Origin of the sequence: Chelativorans sp. Marseille-P2723, from assembly GCF_902809845.1 — a bacterium.
In the GTDB taxonomy this organism is placed as follows: Bacteria; Pseudomonadota; Alphaproteobacteria; order Rhizobiales; family Rhizobiaceae; genus Chelativorans.
Genome location: NZ_CADDWI010000007.1, coordinates 189801 through 206834 on the forward strand (window position 1 = coordinate 189801; position 17034 = coordinate 206834).

The following is a 17034-nucleotide window of genomic DNA, read 5'->3' on the forward strand; positions in this document are numbered from 1 at the left end:
GTATATGGCCGCCACCGGACAAGTTGGCGGCCATATCGCGAATGGAGCTTGCTCAGTACGACGCCAGTTTGCGGTGATGAATGACTGAAGACAGTTCTGCAGGAATGGATGACGCCGGGATAGTGCGGGCTGGCCTGTTGGGGCGCTGCCCACATTGCGGCGCTGGAAAGCTGTTTTGCGGCTTCCTTTCCCTTGCCGAGCGCTGTGAAGAATGCCGGCTCGACTTCAGTTTTGCCGATGCGGGAGACGGCCCCGCCGTTTTTGTCATTCTGCTCATCGGCTTCGTGATCGTCGGACTGGCGCTCTGGCTCGAAGTATCCACCGGCGCCCCTTTGTGGCTCCACCTGGTCCTTTGGATTCCGCTCGCGCTGATCCTTTGCCTGACTGCTCTTAGGACGCTGAAGGGTCTTCTGATTGCGCTGCAGTTCCGAAATAATGCGGCGGAGGGGCGGCTCGGCGAGAAGGGACGATGACAGTCAGCCGATCAAATGGCGGTCGACGAACGTGGCTGCTTCTGGCGTTCAGCATTCCGGCGCTCGCACTGCTCCTGGCGCTGGGTACGTGGCAGGTGCAGCGCCTGCACTGGAAAGAGGCGTTGCTGGCGCGGATGGATGAACGGATTGCGAGCGAGCCGGTATCTCTTGAGGAGATCGCAGCTCTTGCCGCGCAAGGACAGGATGTCGATTACCGGCCGACCAAGCTGGAAGGCACGTTTCTGCATAACTCTGAGCGCCATTATTTCGCCACCTGGCAGGGTCAATCCGGCTTTTTCGTCCATACTCCGCTCAGGCTTCCTGACGACCACGTTATTTTCGTGAACCGGGGCTTCGTTCCCTATGATCGCAAGGACCCGGCGACGCGGGCGGAAGGGCAGGTTGCTGGCGTTGTCCAGATTTCGGGACTTGCACGCGTCGCACCGGAGGAAAAGCCCTCCTTTATCGTGCCGGACAACGATCCGTCGAAGAACATCTTTTACTGGAAGGACCTTCCGGCCATGGCTCGTTCTGCCGGGCTTGCCGGGGCGGACGTTCTTCCCTTTTATGTGGATGCGGATGATGCTGAGAACCCCGGCGGTTTGCCAGTGGGCGGCGTCACGCTCTTAAACCTGCCCAACAATCACCTGCAATATGCGATCACATGGTACGGGCTGGCATTTGCGCTTGTCTGTGTGCTAGCGGTCTGGTTCTGGCGCGGCGGGACGGACCGGGACAGACAGGCTTGACAGCAGCGGCAAACCTGACCCACCTACCGGCGGTATTGGAGCTTAGCGGACGATGTCGGAAATTCAGAAAAAGCAGAAGCTGACGGTGCGGCTTTGCGGCCCACGCGGCTTTTGCGCCGGTGTCGACCGGGCGATCCAGATTGTCGTGCTCGCGCTCAAGAAATATGGTGCGCCGGTTTATGTGCGCCATGAAATCGTCCACAACCGTTACGTTGTGGAAGGACTGCAGGAGCGCGGCGCGGTCTTTGTGGAAGAACTGGACGAGATTCCGGCAGAGCACGCTGACCGCCCCGTCGTCTTTTCTGCGCACGGGGTTCCAAAGGCCGTGCCGGCGGACGCCAAAGCGCGCAATCTGTTCTATCTGGATGCGACCTGCCCGCTGGTTTCCAAGGTGCACAAGCAGGCCATGCGCCACCAACGCCTGGGGCGTCATGTACTGCTCATCGGCCATGCCGGGCATCCGGAGGTGATTGGCACTATGGGGCAGTTGCCGGAAGGCGCGGTTACGCTCATAGAGACGGTGGGGGATGCAACCCGCTTTACGCCTCCGGTAGGGCAGGAGTTGGGTTTCGTCACGCAGACGACACTTTCCGTCGAGGACACGGCGCAGATCATCGAGGCACTTCAAAAGCGTTTCCCCGAGCTTCAGGCACCGTCGGCCGAATCGATCTGCTACGCAACGACCAACCGGCAGGATGCGGTCAAGAAGGCTGCTCCCGGTGCAGACCTTTTTCTGGTCGTGGGTGCTCCCAATTCGTCCAACTCCCGTCGCCTCGTCGAGGTGGCAGAAAGGGCCGGAGCGGCACGCGCGCTGCTTGTACAAAGGGCGTCGGAAATCCCGTGGGAAGAACTCGGTGCGATCTCGGTGCTGGGTCTTTCGGCAGGCGCTTCTGCACCCGAGATCATCGTCGAGGAGATTATCGACGCTTTCGCGGAACGCTATGATGTAACGGTAGATTTGGCCGTGACTGCGGTGGAAAGGGAGACCTTTCCGGTCATGCGGGAGCTTCGCGACGTGGAACTTACCAAGACGGACATGGCCTTCGTGAATGGCTTGGGCTGAGGCCGTGCCCGTCATGATCATCCGACGGAAATTTCCTCGATTCCGGATCTAATTGTGGCCGTTTATACCGACATCTGCGAAGAAGATCTGGGCGTTTTTCTCGCCTCCTATTCCCTTGGTGAGCTGTTGTCCTTCAAGGGCATTGCGGAGGGAACGGAGAACTCGAATTTTCTGCTTCACACCAGCACCGGCGCATACATCCTCACCCTTTACGAACGCAGGGTGGATAAAGCCGATCTGCCTTTCTTTCTTGGCCTTATGGAGCATCTTGCGCGTAAGGGGATCAATTGTCCGCTGCCGGTTCACCGCCGGGATGGTGACGTGATCGGCGTTCTTGCGGGACGGCCCGCGGCGATCATCACTTTTCTTGAAGGCGTGTGGGTGCGCCGTTCGACTCCGGAGCACTGCCGGGCCGTTGGTAGGGCGCTTGCAGAGATGCATGAAGCGGCCGCGGACTTTCCGATGCGGCGCGAGAACTCACTCTCGCCCTCCGCTTGGGGGCGGCTGTGGGAAGAAGCAAAGCCCGGCGCCGACGAGGTGGAGCCTGGTCTTGTTGGTGAGGTCGAGGCCAATCTTGAGGAGATTTTACGACGATGGCCCAGCGGCCTGCTTGCAGGCGTCATCCATGCTGATCTTTTCCCGGACAATGTTTTCTTCCTGGGGAAGGAGCTCTCCGGTCTCATCGACTTCTATTTCGCCTGCAATGATCTTTTGGCTTATGATCTGGCTATCTGCCTCAATGCATGGTGCTTCGAAAAGGACATCTCGTTCAATCTGACGAAGGGCGCGGCACTTCTTGGCGGTTACCAGAGCGTACGACCGCTCACGCCAGAGGAAATTGAAGCGCTGCCGCTTCTCGCTCGCGGGGCGGCGCTGCGCTTCATGCTGACGCGGCTGTATGACTGGCTGACCATTCCCGATGGCCCGATGGTGCAGAAGCGCGACCCGATGGAGTATGTGCGTCGCATGCGCTTTCACCGTCAGATCGCATCTGCCTCCGAGTATGGAATCGGAATTTCATGAAGCGGGTCGACATCTTTACCGATGGCGCCTGCTCCGGCAATCCCGGCCCCGGCGGCTGGGGCGCGATTCTGCGCTACAACGGTGTGGAAAAGGAGCTTTCAGGTGGAGAACTCCTGACCACCAACAACCGCATGGAACTGACCGCAGCCCTACAAGCGCTGACTGCGCTGAAGGAGCCGTGCGAAGTACATCTGCACACCGATAGCAGTTACCTGCGTGACGGCATTTCAAGCTGGATCGAGAAATGGAAGCGCAACGGCTGGCGGACGGCGGACGGAAAACCTGTGAGAAATGCTGAGCTTTGGCAGGCGCTCGACGAAGCGCGCCGTCGGCATCAGGTGCACTGGCACTGGGTGCGCGGCCATGCGGGCCACGTGGAGAACGAACGTGCCGACGCGCTGGCGCGCGCCGGCATGGCGCCATTCAAGAAATAGGTCAGAGCTGCTCCAGGATCCGCGCTGCCCCGCTGCTAACCACCTTGCCGGGCGCCTCCTCGACGTTCAGTTCCTTCACGATGCCGTCCTCTACGATCATCGAGAAGCGCTTGCATCGTGTGCCGAGGCCGCCGGCGGTGAGATCAAGGTTCAATCCCAACGCGCGGGTAAAGGTGCCGTTGCCATCCGCAAGAAATACCAGCTTGTCCTCCGCCCCGGTAAAGCGTGCCCAAGCGCCCATGACGTGCTGATCGTTGACCGCAAGGACGGCGATGGCATCCACGCCGCGCGCGCGGATCGCATCATGGTTCTCAACAAAGCCTGGCACGTGACTGTTGCTGCATGTGGGCGTGAAAGCTCCCGGAACGCCGAACAGGACGATCTTGCGCCCGCTGAAGAAGTCGGCCGTGCTGAGTTCTTCAGCTCCGTCAGGCGTTGCCTTCCTGATCGTCTCGTCAGGCACCTTTTGGCCAACGGAAATGGTCATGCAGCAGTCTCCTCAAGTGGGTTGGATAAAATTGCACGAGCGCAGCCTAATAGGCGCATGCAGGTGCTAGGGTCGCCGCTCCTGGGATGATCGTCAAGTGCGTTCGATTGTCTATCAGGGGGAGAGGTGAATTCTACCCGCCACCGCTTCGTCTCCCGCCACGAGCGTGTAATCCAATTTAGTTGTAATCTCGGCGGCTTCCCTGGCGTGAAGAATATCTGCCGAGAAAGTCGCACGATCTCCCCGGCGGCCCTGAAGCTTGGTGAAGGAAAGCTGCAAAGCGTCCGGCGGAGCGACGAAGAGAACCGGTTCTGCCGAACCCTCGGGGAGTTCCACCTCGAACAGGACCTGCACGCCCTGCCTTCGGGCTGAAAGGAGCTGAAAACCTCTGCGAGCATCCGCCGGAAGGCCGGCAAAGGCTGCATTCACGATAGCGGCATGCTCCGGCTCAAAGGTGTAGGCGCCTGCATCGAAAGAGAAGGGCATTTCCACCGGTATGCAGATCATTTCGCAGATGCCCAGAAAAATGCTCCCTTCCAGCACGCCTGCAGCTTCAGGCTCAGATAGGGTGAAGATAACGGGCAGGGTGACCGGATGCGGATAGCCAGCCCATTCTGCATAGGGATCGCTGATGCGTTGCGGGGCGGGAAAAAAGATCTCCGCATCAACAGCGAGTTGGGAGGGCTTTAGTTCGATCTGCGGCGGAATCCCAGCCTCGCCGGGGTTGCGCCAGTAGGTTTTCCATCCCGGATTCAGCTTGATTTCGACGGCACCGCGAAGCCTGCCCGCTTCATCGGAAAGGCCGGAGGTGACAAGCCGCAACGATCCGCCTTCAACTTCCATCCAGTTGGTTGAGGCAGACATGGCGGGCAGCGGTGCAAAGGCGATTGCAAGGAAAAGACAGATGGGACGAAGCATGGGTGCAAAATATGAGCCGCTTTCGGTAGCGCAAGCGCTAATGTACGATGTTGCTTCATTTTCACGTGAGCAGACGGCTTCAAAATGGCCTGTCGTTGCGTTCCGTCTTTCAAGCGAATCCTAAACGCGATAAGTTTCTCCCATGGAACGGAAATCCGCAGTGATCGAGCCTCAGGAAGGGATGACCCTCAAGGACCACTTTCTGATCGCCATGCCTGGCATGCGCGATGAACGCTTCGCGCGCTCCGTCATCTATCTTTGCGCCCACAATTCCGAAGGCGCTATGGGTCTCATCATCAACCAGACGCAGCAGCTGGACTTTGTCGATATTCTTGTAGAACTTGGCATTCTGGAGCGAAGTCAGTCGATCCGGCTTCCCGCCCGTGCACGGAATATGGCCGTTCGCAATGGCGGTCCAGTTGACCGCAGCCGCGGTTTCGTCCTGCACAGCGGCGATTATATGGTCGACTCTTCCCTGCCTGTTTCAGAACAGGTCTGCCTGACAGCCACCATGGATATTCTGCGGGCGATCTCCACGGGCGACGGACCGCGGCAAGCGCTGATGGCGCTGGGCTATTCTGGCTGGGGCGCAGGTCAGCTCGAAGCGGAGATCGTGGAGAATGGCTGGCTCGCCTGCCAGGCCAATCCGGACCTGCTTTTCGATGGAGAGATCGACACGATCTATGATCGTATACTGGCCTCCATCGGTGTCGATCTGGCGCATCTGAGCAGCTTCACCGGCCGCGCCTGACCGTTGAAAACCGACTTTCCGGCAGGCTGTCGAGTTCAGATTGCTGCCGCCGTGCTTTGTTCCAGAAGCAGTCTAAGGCTTGTTTCCGCATCCGTCGGTTCGCCGAAATAGAAGCTCTGGGCATATTCGCAGCCGATGGCACGTAGATGCTCGACGTCCTGCTGATCGGCAACGCCTTCCGCAACAACCGATAGACCAAGATCGTGCGCCATTGCCACGAGGGATTTCAGAAGAATGGTCCCCTTGGATGACGGAGCGTTGAGGAAGCTCTTGTCGATCTTGATGTTGTCGAAAGGAAAGCGCGTCAGGTAGGAAAGCGATGAATAGCCGGTACCGAAATCATCGAGCGAGAGACCGATTCCAAGCTGCTTCAGCTTGTCGAGCACGTGAGCAGATTGTTCCGGATTATCCATAACGATGGATTCAGTCAGTTCAAGGCGGAAGCAGCGCGGTTTGATGTTTGACCGTGCGATGATCGAGCGGACATCGCCTACCAGATCGCGGCGGATAAACTGCCGGCTGGAAAGGTTCACCGAAACAAAGAGTGGCAGTTCGCCAAGCTGCTTCTGCCAGCTATAAAGGTCTTCGGCGGCCTTCTGCATCGCGAACAGCCCAAGCTGGACAATCAGACCGGAGCTTTCCGCTATAGGGATGAAATCGGCAGGCGGTATGAGGCCGCGGCGCGGATGCTCCCACCGCAACAGGGCCTCGAAACCCGCAGTGGTGCCATCTTCTAGCCGCACGATCGGCTGGTAGGCGAGGGAGAGTTCCTTACGCTCGATGGCGCGCCGCAAATCCGATTCCATCTGCAACCGGTCGGACCCTATGGAGCGGAAAGAGGGCCTGAAGGGCTCGATCCTGTCACCGCCGAAGCGTTTTGCCTGGTACATGGCGAGTTCGGCGTCCTTGAGCATTTCCTCGGCGGAGGTCTGCGCCGTCGTCCATGAGACAAGCCCGATGGATGCCGTGAGGACGATTTCCTTACGGGCGAAGGTGATTGGCGTGTGGATCGCCTGTCGCACCGCATCGGCGACCGAAGCGATGTGGACGGGGTCCTGTTCAGAGATCAGCATCATGGCGAACTGGTCACCAGAGACGCGGGAAAGGGAATCGCCCGGCTTCAGGAGGCGGTGCAGCCGCCGAGCAATGGTAAGAAGGATCGTGTCTCCTGCGGAAATGCCAAGCTCGTCGTTCACATATTTGAAGCGGTCAATGTCGATGACGAGTACTGTCGGACGGATCTTGCGCTCCGTGCCGGCCATCGCGATGGTCGCGTCCAGCCGGTTGATGAAGAGCTCCCGGTTTGGGAGCCCGGTGAGATTATCGTGGACTGCATCGTGCAGCAGGCGCTCTTCAGCCTTCTTCTGTTCTGTCACGTCCACCATTGTGCCGACGCAGCGGATTACCTCACCGTCCGAGCCGACGACTGGGCGTGCGCGCAAGGAGAACCAATGATAGTGCCCGTCAGCCCCCCGCAGCCGGAAGCACTGGGCGATGCGCCCGCGCCGTTGCTCCAGCACCATATCGAGCGTGGTGCGGAAGGTGTCGCGGTCCTCCGCATGAAGGAAAGGTAGCCAGCTTCTTGCCGGCCCATGCAGGGCATTGGCCGGCAAGCCGAGCTGGCGGCTGACGTCTGGCCGCGTGATTACACGGTCGCGCATTACGTCCCAGTCCCAGACGAAATCGCCCGAACCGCTGATGGCGAGCGCCTGTCGCTCCATATCGCTGAACAGGCCCTGGAGGAGAGGCCCACCTGAGAGCGCGTGTTGCATTACGGTAAAGCCGATGAGCAGCACGATCAGGATCAGCCCGCCGCCGATTGCCGGCTGCAGAACGTCATTTTCAAGCGTGCCGGTCACCGCGATCCAGGCGCCGACAAGCCATACCATCACCATAAGCCAGCTTGGCACCAGCATAATGGCGCGGTCATAACCCTGGATTCCAAGATAAATGATGAGGCCGAGGCCGACAATGGCGGTCGCTGCGAAGGAGAGGCGGGCGATACCTGCGGCAATGGCGGGATCAATGAGGGCCAGGCCCGCAATGCCCAAGAGCACCAGAACCCAGGCTAGCATTCCATAGCTGAAGTGATTGTGCCAGCGCGCAAGGTTGAGATACGCGAAGAGAAACACGACCAGCGTTGCAGCCAGGGCGACTTCCGTCCCTGCGCGCCAGAGTTGCTCGCTGCCCGGAGATATTTCCACAATGCGGTTCAGGAATCCGAAATCGATGGAGATATAGGCGAGCGTGGCCCAGGCGAGGGCGGCCGTAGCGGGGAACATGGATGTGCCCTTGACCACGAAGAGGACGGTAAGAAAGAGCGCCAGAAGCCCTGCTATGCCGATCACAATACCGCGGAACAGCGTGTACGAGTTCACGGTATCCTTATAGGCGGCAGGATCCCACAGATAGATTTGCGGCAGGTTGGGGGAGGCTAACTCAGCGACAAAGGTGACAATTGTGCCGGGATTGAGGGTGACGAGAAACTCGTCCGCATCGCTGCTTTCCTGCCGGTCGAGGGCAAAGCCCTCACTAGGAGTGATGGCGGTAATCCGCCGCGAGCCAAGATCCGGCCAGATGATGCCGGAGCCGACAAGGCGGAAGTGCGGCGCAACGATGAGCCGGTCGAGCTGTTCATCAGTGGTATTGGCAAGGGCAAAGACCGCCCAATCGCCAGCGGAGCGGCTATCCTGCGCCTCGACCTCGATTCGCCGCACGATTCCATCAGCGCCGGGTGCCGTCGAAACCTGGAAATTTTCGCCCTGACCGCGATAGATTTCCACCGCCTTGGAAAGGTCGAGCGCAACATCGTCCCGTGAAATCTTGATTGGCTCGATTGCCATCGCGGCCGTCATGCCGACCGCAAGGAAGAGCGCGGCAAGCATGCTCAGCAGACAAATGAATGCCGGGGACGACCTCAACTTTTCAGCCTCGCCTCGCTCGCGCCCGATGCTCGTCCGCAATCAACGCGTATAGAAGATGGTCCTGCCATGTGCCGTTGATACGCAAATAGGATCTGAGAAGTCCTTCCCGCTGAAATCCGGCTTTTTCAAGCAGCCTTATCGATCGGTTATTGGTGGGAATACAGGCCGCCTCCAGACGGTGCAACCTCAGGCTATCAAAGGCGAAAGGTATAACGAGGCGAAGCGCATCGTGCATCAGTCCCCGGCCGGCATAACGTTCGCCCATCCAGTATCCGATATGCGCAGACTGGGCCACGCCCATGCGGATATTACCGATGGTGATGCCCCCGACGAGCCGTTCAGTTTGCTGGTGAAACAGGAAAAAGCTCACGGCTGTGCCCCGGTCAAGTTCTTCGCGGGCCTTTCTTACGCGAAGGCGGAAGGAGTGTCGGGAAAGTTCGTCAACGGCCCATTTGGGCTCCCATGGCTCCAGGAAGGCGCGACTTTCTCCTCGCAATGCCGCCCATTCGGCATAGTCGCCAAGCTGCGGCATCCGCAGCCTTACTCTCGGTCCCTCGAGCGCCGGAGCTTCGCGGTGGAAAAAGGGCGCCCGCAACATGGTTCCGCAGCTCAAACAGCGAGTTTGCGTGGCAGCGGGCGGCTCGCTGTCAATGTATCCCGGATGGTCTCGAAGGGCGCAAGGGAACCGACAGGGCCGATGGCCGCGACCGTCGGCTTGGTGGAGAAAAGGCGAGAGGAAAGGTCGCTGAGCCGTTCTGTGGTAAGTCCGGCAAGGCGATCCATCAATTCCTCCATTCCGATGGGCCGTCCGTAGAGCAGAAGCTGCCTGGCAATCTGCGAGGCGCGGCTGGCGGGACTTTCGCGCGACATCATAAGGCCGGCGCGGTACTGCGCGCGTGCCCGGTCAAGCTCGGCCTGCTCGATCTTTTCGCCCGCCTTCTGCAATTCGCCCATTATGACAGGCACCAGTTCGGCAAGGTCGCTCTGGCCCGTGGCGGCGTGCACGCCGAAGATGCCCGTATCGGAAAATCCCCAATGGAAAGCGTAGACGGAATAGCAGAGCCCGCGCTTTTCCCGCACTTCCTGGAACAAGCGCGAAGACATCCCGCCGCCAAGAATCATGGAGAGCACCTGAGATGCGTAAAAGTCGCGCACATGATAGGCGCGACCTTCGAAGCCGAGAACGATCTGAGCGTCCATCAGCTCGCGATGCTCCCGATAATCGCCGCCCACATAATGGGAATATTGCAGGGGCGTCACCTCCGCCTTGTCACGGAAGCTGCCGAGCCGCGTTTCTACTTCGCGCACAAACTGGTCGTGCTTGAGGCCTCCCGCTCCGACGACGACCATGCGGTCTGCGCCATACTGGCGATGCAAGAAGCGGTGCAACTGCTCCGACGTGAAGGATTGCACGGTCTCGGGGGTACCCAGAATGGAGCGGCCAATGGTCTGATGTCGGAACGCGGTCTCGGTGAAGCGGTCGAAAACGGAATCGTCAGGCGTGTCATGCGCGGCGCCGATCTCCTGAAGGATGACGTTCTGCTCGCGCTCCAGCTCCAGCGGGTCGAATTTTGAATCCGTCAGAATGTCGGCCAATATGTCGATCGCCAGCGGCAGATCGTCCCGCATGATGCGGGCGTAGAAGGCTGTTGTCTCCACGCTGGTGGCGGCATTTATCTCACCGCCGACATCCTCGATATCCGTCGCGATCTGGAGTGCAGTCCGCTTTCCGGTACCCTTGAAGGCCATGTGCTCAAGCAGGTGAGCCATGCCGTGCTCATGCTCCAGCTCATCGCGCGAACCGGATTTCACCCAGACCCCCATTGCAACGGACTCCAGGTGGGGCAGTGTCTCGGTGGCAACCGTCAAGCCGTTCGAAAGACGGCTTACTTCTACACCCATTGGCAAGTCACCTTCTATTTTCGCGCCCTTGTAAGGCGGCTGACGTAATTTTCCACCATTTTCAGGTCCGATGAAAGGACCGTGTACTCTTCTTTTTTTTCCATAAGGCCGTCCAGCCAATGGGGCAGCGAAGGCAGGATGCCGGAAGCGTCTTCCACGGCCTTCGGGAACTTAGAGGGATGCGCTGTCGAAAGCACGACCATCGCCTCTCCCTTCCGGGATTCTTCTCGCGCCACTTTCAGCGCCGTCGCCGTATGGGGATCGGCAAGGTAGCCGCTGCCTGCCAGCGTGTCGCGGATGCAGGCCGCCGTCTCCTCTGTGCTGGCGCGTCCGGCGGCAAAGCCCGATCGAATGCAGGTCAAAGTGTTTTCGGCTACCGTAAAGCTGCCTGATTGCCGCAGACTTTCCATCGCCGCGCGGACCTCTTCAGTGCGCCGGTCCGATGCCTCGAACAGGAGCCGTTCGAAATTCGAAGATACCTGAATATCCATAGATGGCGAAGTTGTGGCTACTACCGGGCGCGTGGCGTACTCGCCGGTGGCAAGGGTGCGCGCGAGAATGTCATTCTCGTTCGTTGCAATGATGAGCCGACCAACCGGCAATCCCATGCGCTTTGCCGCGTAGCCTGCGAAGATGTCGCCGAAATTGCCCGTAGGGACCGTGAAGGACACCGGCCGATCGGGCGCGCCCAGCGATATGGCCGAGGTGAAGTAGTAGACGATCTGGGCCATTATGCGCGCCCAGTTGATCGAATTGACCCCGGCCAGCGACACTCCGTCGCGGAAAGAGTGGTCGTTGAACATGCTTTTGACCAGAGCCTGGCAGTCGTCAAAGGTGCCCTCGACGGCGATTGCGTGCACGTTCTTCGCGCCCGATGTCGTCATCTGCCGCTGCTGGACGGGAGAAACGCGCCCATGGGGGAACAGGATGAAGACGTCGGCACGTTCCATTCCGGCAAAGGCATGTATGGCCGCCCCGCCCGTATCGCCGGAGGTTGCGCCGACGATGGTGACGCGCTCGCCGCGCTCCGCAAGCACATAATCCATCAGACGCGACAGAAGCTGCATGGCCACGTCCTTGAAGGCCAGGGTAGGGCCATGGAAAAGTTCAAGCACATAGCTGTCGTTGCCAGTTTGCACGAGCGGACAGACCGCCTCGTGGCGGAAGGTGGCGTACGCCTCCCCGATGATGCGCTTGAGCGCCGGGTCGGCAATTTCCCCGCCCGTGAAGGGCTTGATCAGCGCAAAAGCGGCTTCGGCGTAGGTCGCCCCGCGCAGGGCACGGATATCGGCTGTGGAAAACTGCGGCCACTTGCGCGGAACATAGAGCCCGCCATCGCGGGCAAGCCCGGTAAGCAAGGTGTTGGAAAAGCCCAGTTCAGGCGCCTCGCCGCGCGTGCTCAAATATGTCATCGTCATGAAGTCGCTCCACAGGGCCCTGATGCATACCGTAAAAAGCTCCGGTAGCCAGTCGAAATTTTCGAACGGCGTTGATATAGAACATCGATCTCATTTTGGGAAAGCGCAGTTCAGGGGGCGTTTGTTGTCGATCAGGATCATTGGCGCCGGGCTCGTTCTTGCCGGTTCTGCTTTTCTCGCAGGCTGTCAGTCCGGCAGCCAGGCGCAGCCCGGCCAGGTAGCCGACACTCAAGCTGGAGCTATCCGAGAAAGTGAACTGAGGGCTCATTGCCCGCCTGTCACGCTGCAGGATGGCACAGCTTCATTCGCGATTTATGAGCGTGGCGGGGAGGGCGATCCCAACCGCCTCGTCTACCAAGCTTCAATCAGCGAGACCACGCGCACCTGTCAATATGCCGAGGACAGGATGACGGTGGCGGTGGCGGGGAGGGTGGTGCCCGGTCCGCGTGGCCAGCCCGGCACCATCTCCATGCCGATCCGGATCGTCGCGGTGCGCGGCAATGATGTGGTCTATTCGGAACTCTTCCGCCAGTCGGTGACGATTACCGATACTTCCGGCGCAACTCAGTTCATCTTCAGCGATCCCAATGTTTCCGTACCGGGCGGGATCACCCGAGGAGTGCGGATTTTGGCAGGCTTCGATGAAGGGCCCCTCTGATGGCATGGCAGCCCGCTCGGCTACCTGCGCCGGAACGCGATCTTCAGGCTCGGCAGTACGCGTAATAAAGGCATCTCTGGTACAAAAGCGGACGCAGTAGTTCCCTCGAACCGGCACGCAGTTCGGGGAAAGGCGCGGGCAGTTCCCCTGGCCCTTAGCCGTCGTCGGACCATTCGGAAAGGGCTGAGATCACCGCATTAAGGTCAGCCATGCGGTGAATGGTCGTTTCCGCGCCCGCTTCCATCAGCATGGATGCGTGGCCGGGGTGAGTGTGCGATGCACCGGTGAAGCCAATGACGCGCATACCTGCTGCCCGGGCGCCGGCAATGCCGTGGACCGAATCCTCGATGACGATCGTCCGTTTGGGCTCAGCACCCATGGTTTTGGACGCATGAAGAAATACATCCGGCGCAGGCTTGGGGCGTTTGCTGGGTGTGTCCCGTGAGGAGAAAATGCGGCCTTCGAAGAATTGCGCCAGCCCGGTCTTGGCCAGCATTGCCGCAATGCGTTCGCTGCCTGAATTGGAGCAGACGCATTTTTCCATGTCAATCGAGGCAACTGCCCGCGCTGCCCCCTCGATGGGTTTGACCTCCGCTTTAAGCCGCGCATCCACCCTTGCCTCGGCCTGGTCGATCAGAGATGCCTGGAAGAGCATCTGCGCTTCAGTCTCGATCCTCATCAGGATGTCGCGAAAAGTCAGGCCGGCATAGCGCTCTGCAAGTTCCTCCGGTGTTATCTCATAGCCCGCCTTGCGCAGCATCTCGGCTTCGACTCGGGCGGCAACGATCTCCGAATCTACCAGGACACCATCGCAATCGAAGATAATCAGATCGGGTTGGGACATTAAGATTAACCTTTGGAAATAGCCATTGTTGGGGCAATAGCCGCCACGCCCGCATTGTTGCAACCGGGCGCCATGCCTCACCCTTGATATATGGGCGGCACCGTCATTCTTGCCCCTTTATGTAGGTCTTACGGAAATCTTTACCATTTTCGATAACCATAACAGCAGGTTAATGGTGGGTGTTAGGAGTTCCGCATGTCAGCGTTGCGTCGTATGGAGGATGAGGGTGCTGCAGCCGGATGGCTCGATTCGATCCTGAAAGGCGACTGCATCGCGGCGATGGAGGGATTACCCGAAAAGTCGGTTGATCTCATCTTTGCCGATCCGCCTTACAACCTCCAGCTTGAGGGAGCACTGCACCGGCCCGACCAGTCGCTGGTTGATGCGGTCGATGACGAATGGGATCGCTTCGAAAGCTTTGCCGCTTATGACGCCTTCACCCGAGCCTGGCTTCTAGCTGCGCGCCGCGTATTGAAACCCAATGGCACCATCTGGGTCATCGGCTCCTACCACAACATCTTTCGCGTCGGCGCGATCATGCAGGATCTGGGCTTCTGGTTCCTGAACGACATCATCTGGCGCAAGACGAACCCGATGCCCAATTTCCGCGGCCGGCGCTTCCAGAATGCCCATGAGACCCTGATCTGGGCCTCGCGGGACCGGGAGGCGAAAGGGTACACCTTCAATTACGAAGCCATGAAGGCAGCCAATGACGATCTACAGATGCGTTCCGACTGGCTGTTTCCGATTTGCACTGGAAAGGAACGCCTGAGAAACGCAGATGGCGGCAAAGTGCATCCGACACAGAAGCCGGAGGCGTTGCTTGCGCGCGTGCTCCTTTCTTCCTCACAGCCGGGGGACGTGGTGCTTGACCCATTCTTTGGCTCGGGGACAACCGGCGCAGTGGCCAAACGCCTCGGACGTCATTTCGTCGGGATCGAGCGGGATGCGAGCTACATAGCGGCGGCCGAGGCGAGAATCGCCGCGGTTGAGCCTCTGGACGAGGCAAGTCTGACGCCGATGGCGGCCAAGCGCAGCGAGCCGCGCGTGGCCTTTGTCAGCCTCGTCGATTCAGGGATCGTGAAGCCCGGCACAAGGCTGTTCGACAGGGCGCGGCGCTGGACGGCGGACGTGAAGGCCGATGGCACAATCGCCATCGGCCAGGAGACGGGTTCGATCCACCGTCTGGGCGCGCGCGTTCAGGGGCTCGACGCCTGCAACGGCTGGACCTTCTGGCATTTCGAGGAAGACGGTGCTCTGAAGCCGATCGACGAGTTGCGCCGTATAGCGCGTCGGAGTCTGGAGAGCGTGGGGGCATAGGTCTGCGGCGCTCGCTCTTCTATGTACCCGCCGTCAACCGCTTATTGCTTCGCCAGTGGCCTCAAATACGGAACTCCCCGCGCCTATTGTTCGATGCTATATGCGGCCAAGGCCGATGACTTTGCCCGCTCGGCATATTGTTCGACCCCGCGGTCGCGTGCTTGGTAAAGATCTTCCGTGGATATGGCCTGTGGGTCGGGATTCCAGTTATCAGTCCACTCTTTCACTCTTTTACAATCGTCCAAAATTGCCAGCGCCCGTTTAAACGCCTCCTCCTGCTCTGGCTGAAGGTCATTTTGCGACAGTTTCAGTTGCAGCGCTCCAATCAGACCATCGACCGCCTCGGCCGTCTTGGCAACTTGTGATGAAAAGCGATAATCCCCAGAGTTTGTCTTGCTGTAATCATACCAGCGATCAAGCCCCTCCTGTCCAATTGCCTTGAGGACAGTCGGCACTGCTGTTGAACCGGCATTTCGTACCACAGCTGCCCATCCTCCGCCCAGCGAGTCGACGCTTGCACCATTCCAGTGGAGTGCCACCGTCATTTTTACACATTTCAGCAACCACCTCAGGCTGGCCAGAATCAATACTCTGGAGATTTTTTCCGCGGTTTCATGGTTTTTGCAGCATCTGCGAAGTCCCTCCTGAATAAAGGGTTCGCCGATCGAGTTGATCAGCGAAAAAGTGGAATTAAGGACAAACTCCCGGCCGAATGCCTCACCCTTGCCGTGCGCCAGCCTTGTTAGTAGATGGGCTAAACTACCTGCGATCAGGGTCACCGCCCATGTCGCAGCCCCCTTTGCTACCAATCCCGCAGCCCCTTTAAGCTGTGAGATATTCCTGGTGAAGTAGGTTCCGGCAGGCTGGCCTACTGCCGCAACGGTTCCCTGTACGCCGTAAGATTCCGCGGGAGTGGCATTAACCTCGTTGAGAAAGGTGCTCGACGGATGAGAAATGCTGTCTATTGCTGCGATAACTCTCTCGATGCATTTCCGTCCTTCGGCGCTCAGGCCGCTTAATGAAAGCACTTCCTCCGCAAGCTTCTTGTCAATGCTGCCGTCCAAACCGTCAATGAAGCGCTCCGGCACCTCTCCGATCGCTTTGGACAGTGCATGCTCGTCACCAATGGCATCCTTGCCTAGAACCTCTTCTATGATGGCATCCTTCATGCCTTGCGGCAACGTGTCGAATGCGGACGCCATGAGCTGCGACCAGAGGTACTGTGAAGCGCCCGTCGCGATCACCGAAAGCAGTGTCGGGTACACGTACTGCTTAATAATCTCGGATTGATATGTATCGCGGCTAGGCGAAACAAGAAGAGCGAGAAGGGCTTTGCCGGGATCGTCCTTCTCCTTCTTCCGCAATTGAACGAAATCGTGGAATGTGTCTTTGACGGCCGGCAAGCTGCTGTTCAGACCCTCAAGTTCGGCGTGTGGGACATTGGTCTGATCGCCGCTGTTGACCAAGATGGGGTCGAGGTCTTTTAGACTGTCAAAGGCTATATTGTAGAGAATCCGTTTCTCATCTGCGATCGCGTATGGGCGCTTATTGGCATCAGTGTACTGGTAGTACTTGTTCCCCAGAAACTCCTTGGTACTGGTGAACGTCTGCGGGATCGAAACCTGCCATTGGGAGCCAACATGGCGTGCAGTATCTACAAACGATTCGCAGATCATGCCGGCCAGCCGCAATTTCTCACGGACGGCGCCGGTCGCACGCTCGCCCCACGTCGGATCGCAGGATTCAACGGTATCCTGGTAGACAGGCCGAAAATCGAGGTCAGCCGGCATCACCGGGCCGCGTTCTGCCGTGGGTGGGGAAGTGCGGGTGCGAGCGCTTGGCCGGTAAGAAACGTGCTCCTGCAGGAGCGGTGCGGACGACGTAGGTGAGTGTTGAGAAAGGGATGTTGATGGTTTCATCGATTTTACTCAAAATTTTTACAATATCTGCCTACGGAAGAGTACACGCTTAGAAGAAATCAAGGCATTCAAATTTCATATTTTGTCATTGTTAAGTAAAATGACAGAAATACATAAATAAATGCCGGAGAGCGCTGCGCCAGGTTTTGGG

Annotated in this window: 16 protein-coding genes; 8 read left to right on the top strand and 8 right to left on the bottom strand. The window is 58.9% G+C overall.

The features are described from left to right. Nucleotides 1-80 precede the first annotated feature (80 nt). From HUS57_RS00950 to rnhA, 5 genes are read left to right on the top strand one after another with little or no spacing between them, the layout of a single operon-like run. Nucleotides 81-473 carry a DUF983 domain-containing protein gene (locus HUS57_RS00950; RefSeq protein WP_246727679.1) on the top strand — a complete coding sequence of 131 codons (393 nt, stop codon included), beginning with the start codon at nucleotides 81-83 and terminating at the stop codon, nucleotides 471-473. Further along, on the top strand, nucleotides 470-1222 hold the full coding sequence (locus HUS57_RS00955; protein WP_173931060.1) for an SURF1 family protein: 753 nt from the start codon (nucleotides 470-472) through the stop codon (nucleotides 1220-1222). The genes HUS57_RS00950 and HUS57_RS00955 overlap by 4 nt, the downstream gene beginning before the upstream one ends. 52 nt (nucleotides 1223-1274) lie before the next feature. Next, on the top strand, nucleotides 1275-2285 hold the full coding sequence (ispH, locus tag HUS57_RS00960) for a 4-hydroxy-3-methylbut-2-enyl diphosphate reductase (protein WP_173931061.1): 1011 nt from the start codon (nucleotides 1275-1277) through the stop codon (nucleotides 2283-2285). A gap of 54 nt (nucleotides 2286-2339) precedes the next feature. Next, nucleotides 2340-3308: a homoserine kinase gene (locus HUS57_RS00965; RefSeq protein WP_173931062.1), complete on the top strand. Its 969-nt coding sequence runs from the start codon at nucleotides 2340-2342 to the stop codon at nucleotides 3306-3308. Then, nucleotides 3305-3742 carry a ribonuclease HI gene (gene rnhA / locus HUS57_RS00970; RefSeq protein ID WP_173931063.1) on the top strand — a complete coding sequence of 146 codons (438 nt, stop codon included), beginning with the start codon at nucleotides 3305-3307 and terminating at the stop codon, nucleotides 3740-3742. The genes HUS57_RS00965 and rnhA overlap by 4 nt, the downstream gene beginning before the upstream one ends. A gap of 1 nt (nucleotide 3743) precedes the next feature. Here rnhA and HUS57_RS00975 read toward each other — a convergent pair whose 3' ends face one another. Then, nucleotides 3744-4229, bottom strand: a complete 486-nt coding sequence (locus HUS57_RS00975) for a peroxiredoxin (RefSeq protein WP_173931064.1) — start codon at nucleotides 4227-4229, stop codon at nucleotides 3744-3746. A 114-nt stretch (nucleotides 4230-4343) separates the two neighbouring features. After that, entirely contained in the window at nucleotides 4344-5147 is an 804-nt protein-coding gene (locus HUS57_RS00980) for a protein-disulfide reductase DsbD domain-containing protein (protein ID WP_173931065.1), read from the bottom strand. A 142-nt stretch (nucleotides 5148-5289) separates the two neighbouring features. Here HUS57_RS00980 and HUS57_RS00985 point away from each other — a divergent pair, with 142 nt between their 5' ends. After that, nucleotides 5290-5898, top strand: a complete 609-nt coding sequence (locus HUS57_RS00985) for a YqgE/AlgH family protein (RefSeq protein WP_246727680.1) — start codon at nucleotides 5290-5292, stop codon at nucleotides 5896-5898. 35 nt (nucleotides 5899-5933) lie between these two features. Here HUS57_RS00985 and HUS57_RS00990 read toward each other — a convergent pair whose 3' ends face one another. From HUS57_RS00990 to thrC, 4 genes are read right to left on the bottom strand one after another with little or no spacing between them, the layout of a single operon-like run. Then, nucleotides 5934-8783 carry an EAL domain-containing protein gene (locus tag HUS57_RS00990; RefSeq protein ID WP_173931212.1) on the bottom strand — a complete coding sequence of 950 codons (2850 nt, stop codon included), beginning with the start codon at nucleotides 8781-8783 and terminating at the stop codon, nucleotides 5934-5936. Between the two features lie 40 nt (nucleotides 8784-8823). Further along, nucleotides 8824-9420: a GNAT family protein gene (locus HUS57_RS00995; protein WP_173931066.1), complete on the bottom strand. Its 597-nt coding sequence runs from the start codon at nucleotides 9418-9420 to the stop codon at nucleotides 8824-8826. A gap of 11 nt (nucleotides 9421-9431) precedes the next feature. Next, a complete protein-coding gene (locus tag HUS57_RS01000) occupies nucleotides 9432-10724 on the bottom strand; it encodes a pitrilysin family protein (RefSeq protein ID WP_173931067.1) in 1293 nt (430 codons plus the stop codon). 14 nt (nucleotides 10725-10738) lie between these two features. Beyond that, a complete protein-coding gene (gene thrC, locus HUS57_RS01005) occupies nucleotides 10739-12136 on the bottom strand; it encodes a threonine synthase (RefSeq protein ID WP_173931213.1) in 1398 nt (465 codons plus the stop codon). Nucleotides 12137-12266: 130 nt separating this feature from the next. Between thrC and HUS57_RS01010 the strand changes: the two genes are divergently transcribed. Next, entirely contained in the window at nucleotides 12267-12800 is a 534-nt protein-coding gene (locus HUS57_RS01010) for a hypothetical protein (protein ID WP_173931068.1), read from the top strand. Between the two features lie 154 nt (nucleotides 12801-12954). On the opposite strand, the gene HUS57_RS01015 is transcribed toward HUS57_RS01010, so the two are convergent. Continuing rightward, on the bottom strand, nucleotides 12955-13644 hold the full coding sequence (locus tag HUS57_RS01015) for an HAD family hydrolase (RefSeq protein ID WP_173931069.1): 690 nt from the start codon (nucleotides 13642-13644) through the stop codon (nucleotides 12955-12957). Between the two features lie 195 nt (nucleotides 13645-13839). Here HUS57_RS01015 and HUS57_RS01020 point away from each other — a divergent pair, with 195 nt between their 5' ends. Next, complete coding sequence (locus tag HUS57_RS01020; protein WP_173931070.1) at nucleotides 13840-14964, top strand: site-specific DNA-methyltransferase; 1125 nt, start codon at nucleotides 13840-13842, stop codon at nucleotides 14962-14964. An 83-nt stretch (nucleotides 14965-15047) separates the two neighbouring features. On the opposite strand, the gene HUS57_RS01025 is transcribed toward HUS57_RS01020, so the two are convergent. Then, nucleotides 15048-16754, bottom strand: a complete 1707-nt coding sequence (locus HUS57_RS01025) for a hypothetical protein (protein ID WP_173931071.1) — start codon at nucleotides 16752-16754, stop codon at nucleotides 15048-15050. Nucleotides 16755-17034 lie beyond the last annotated feature (280 nt).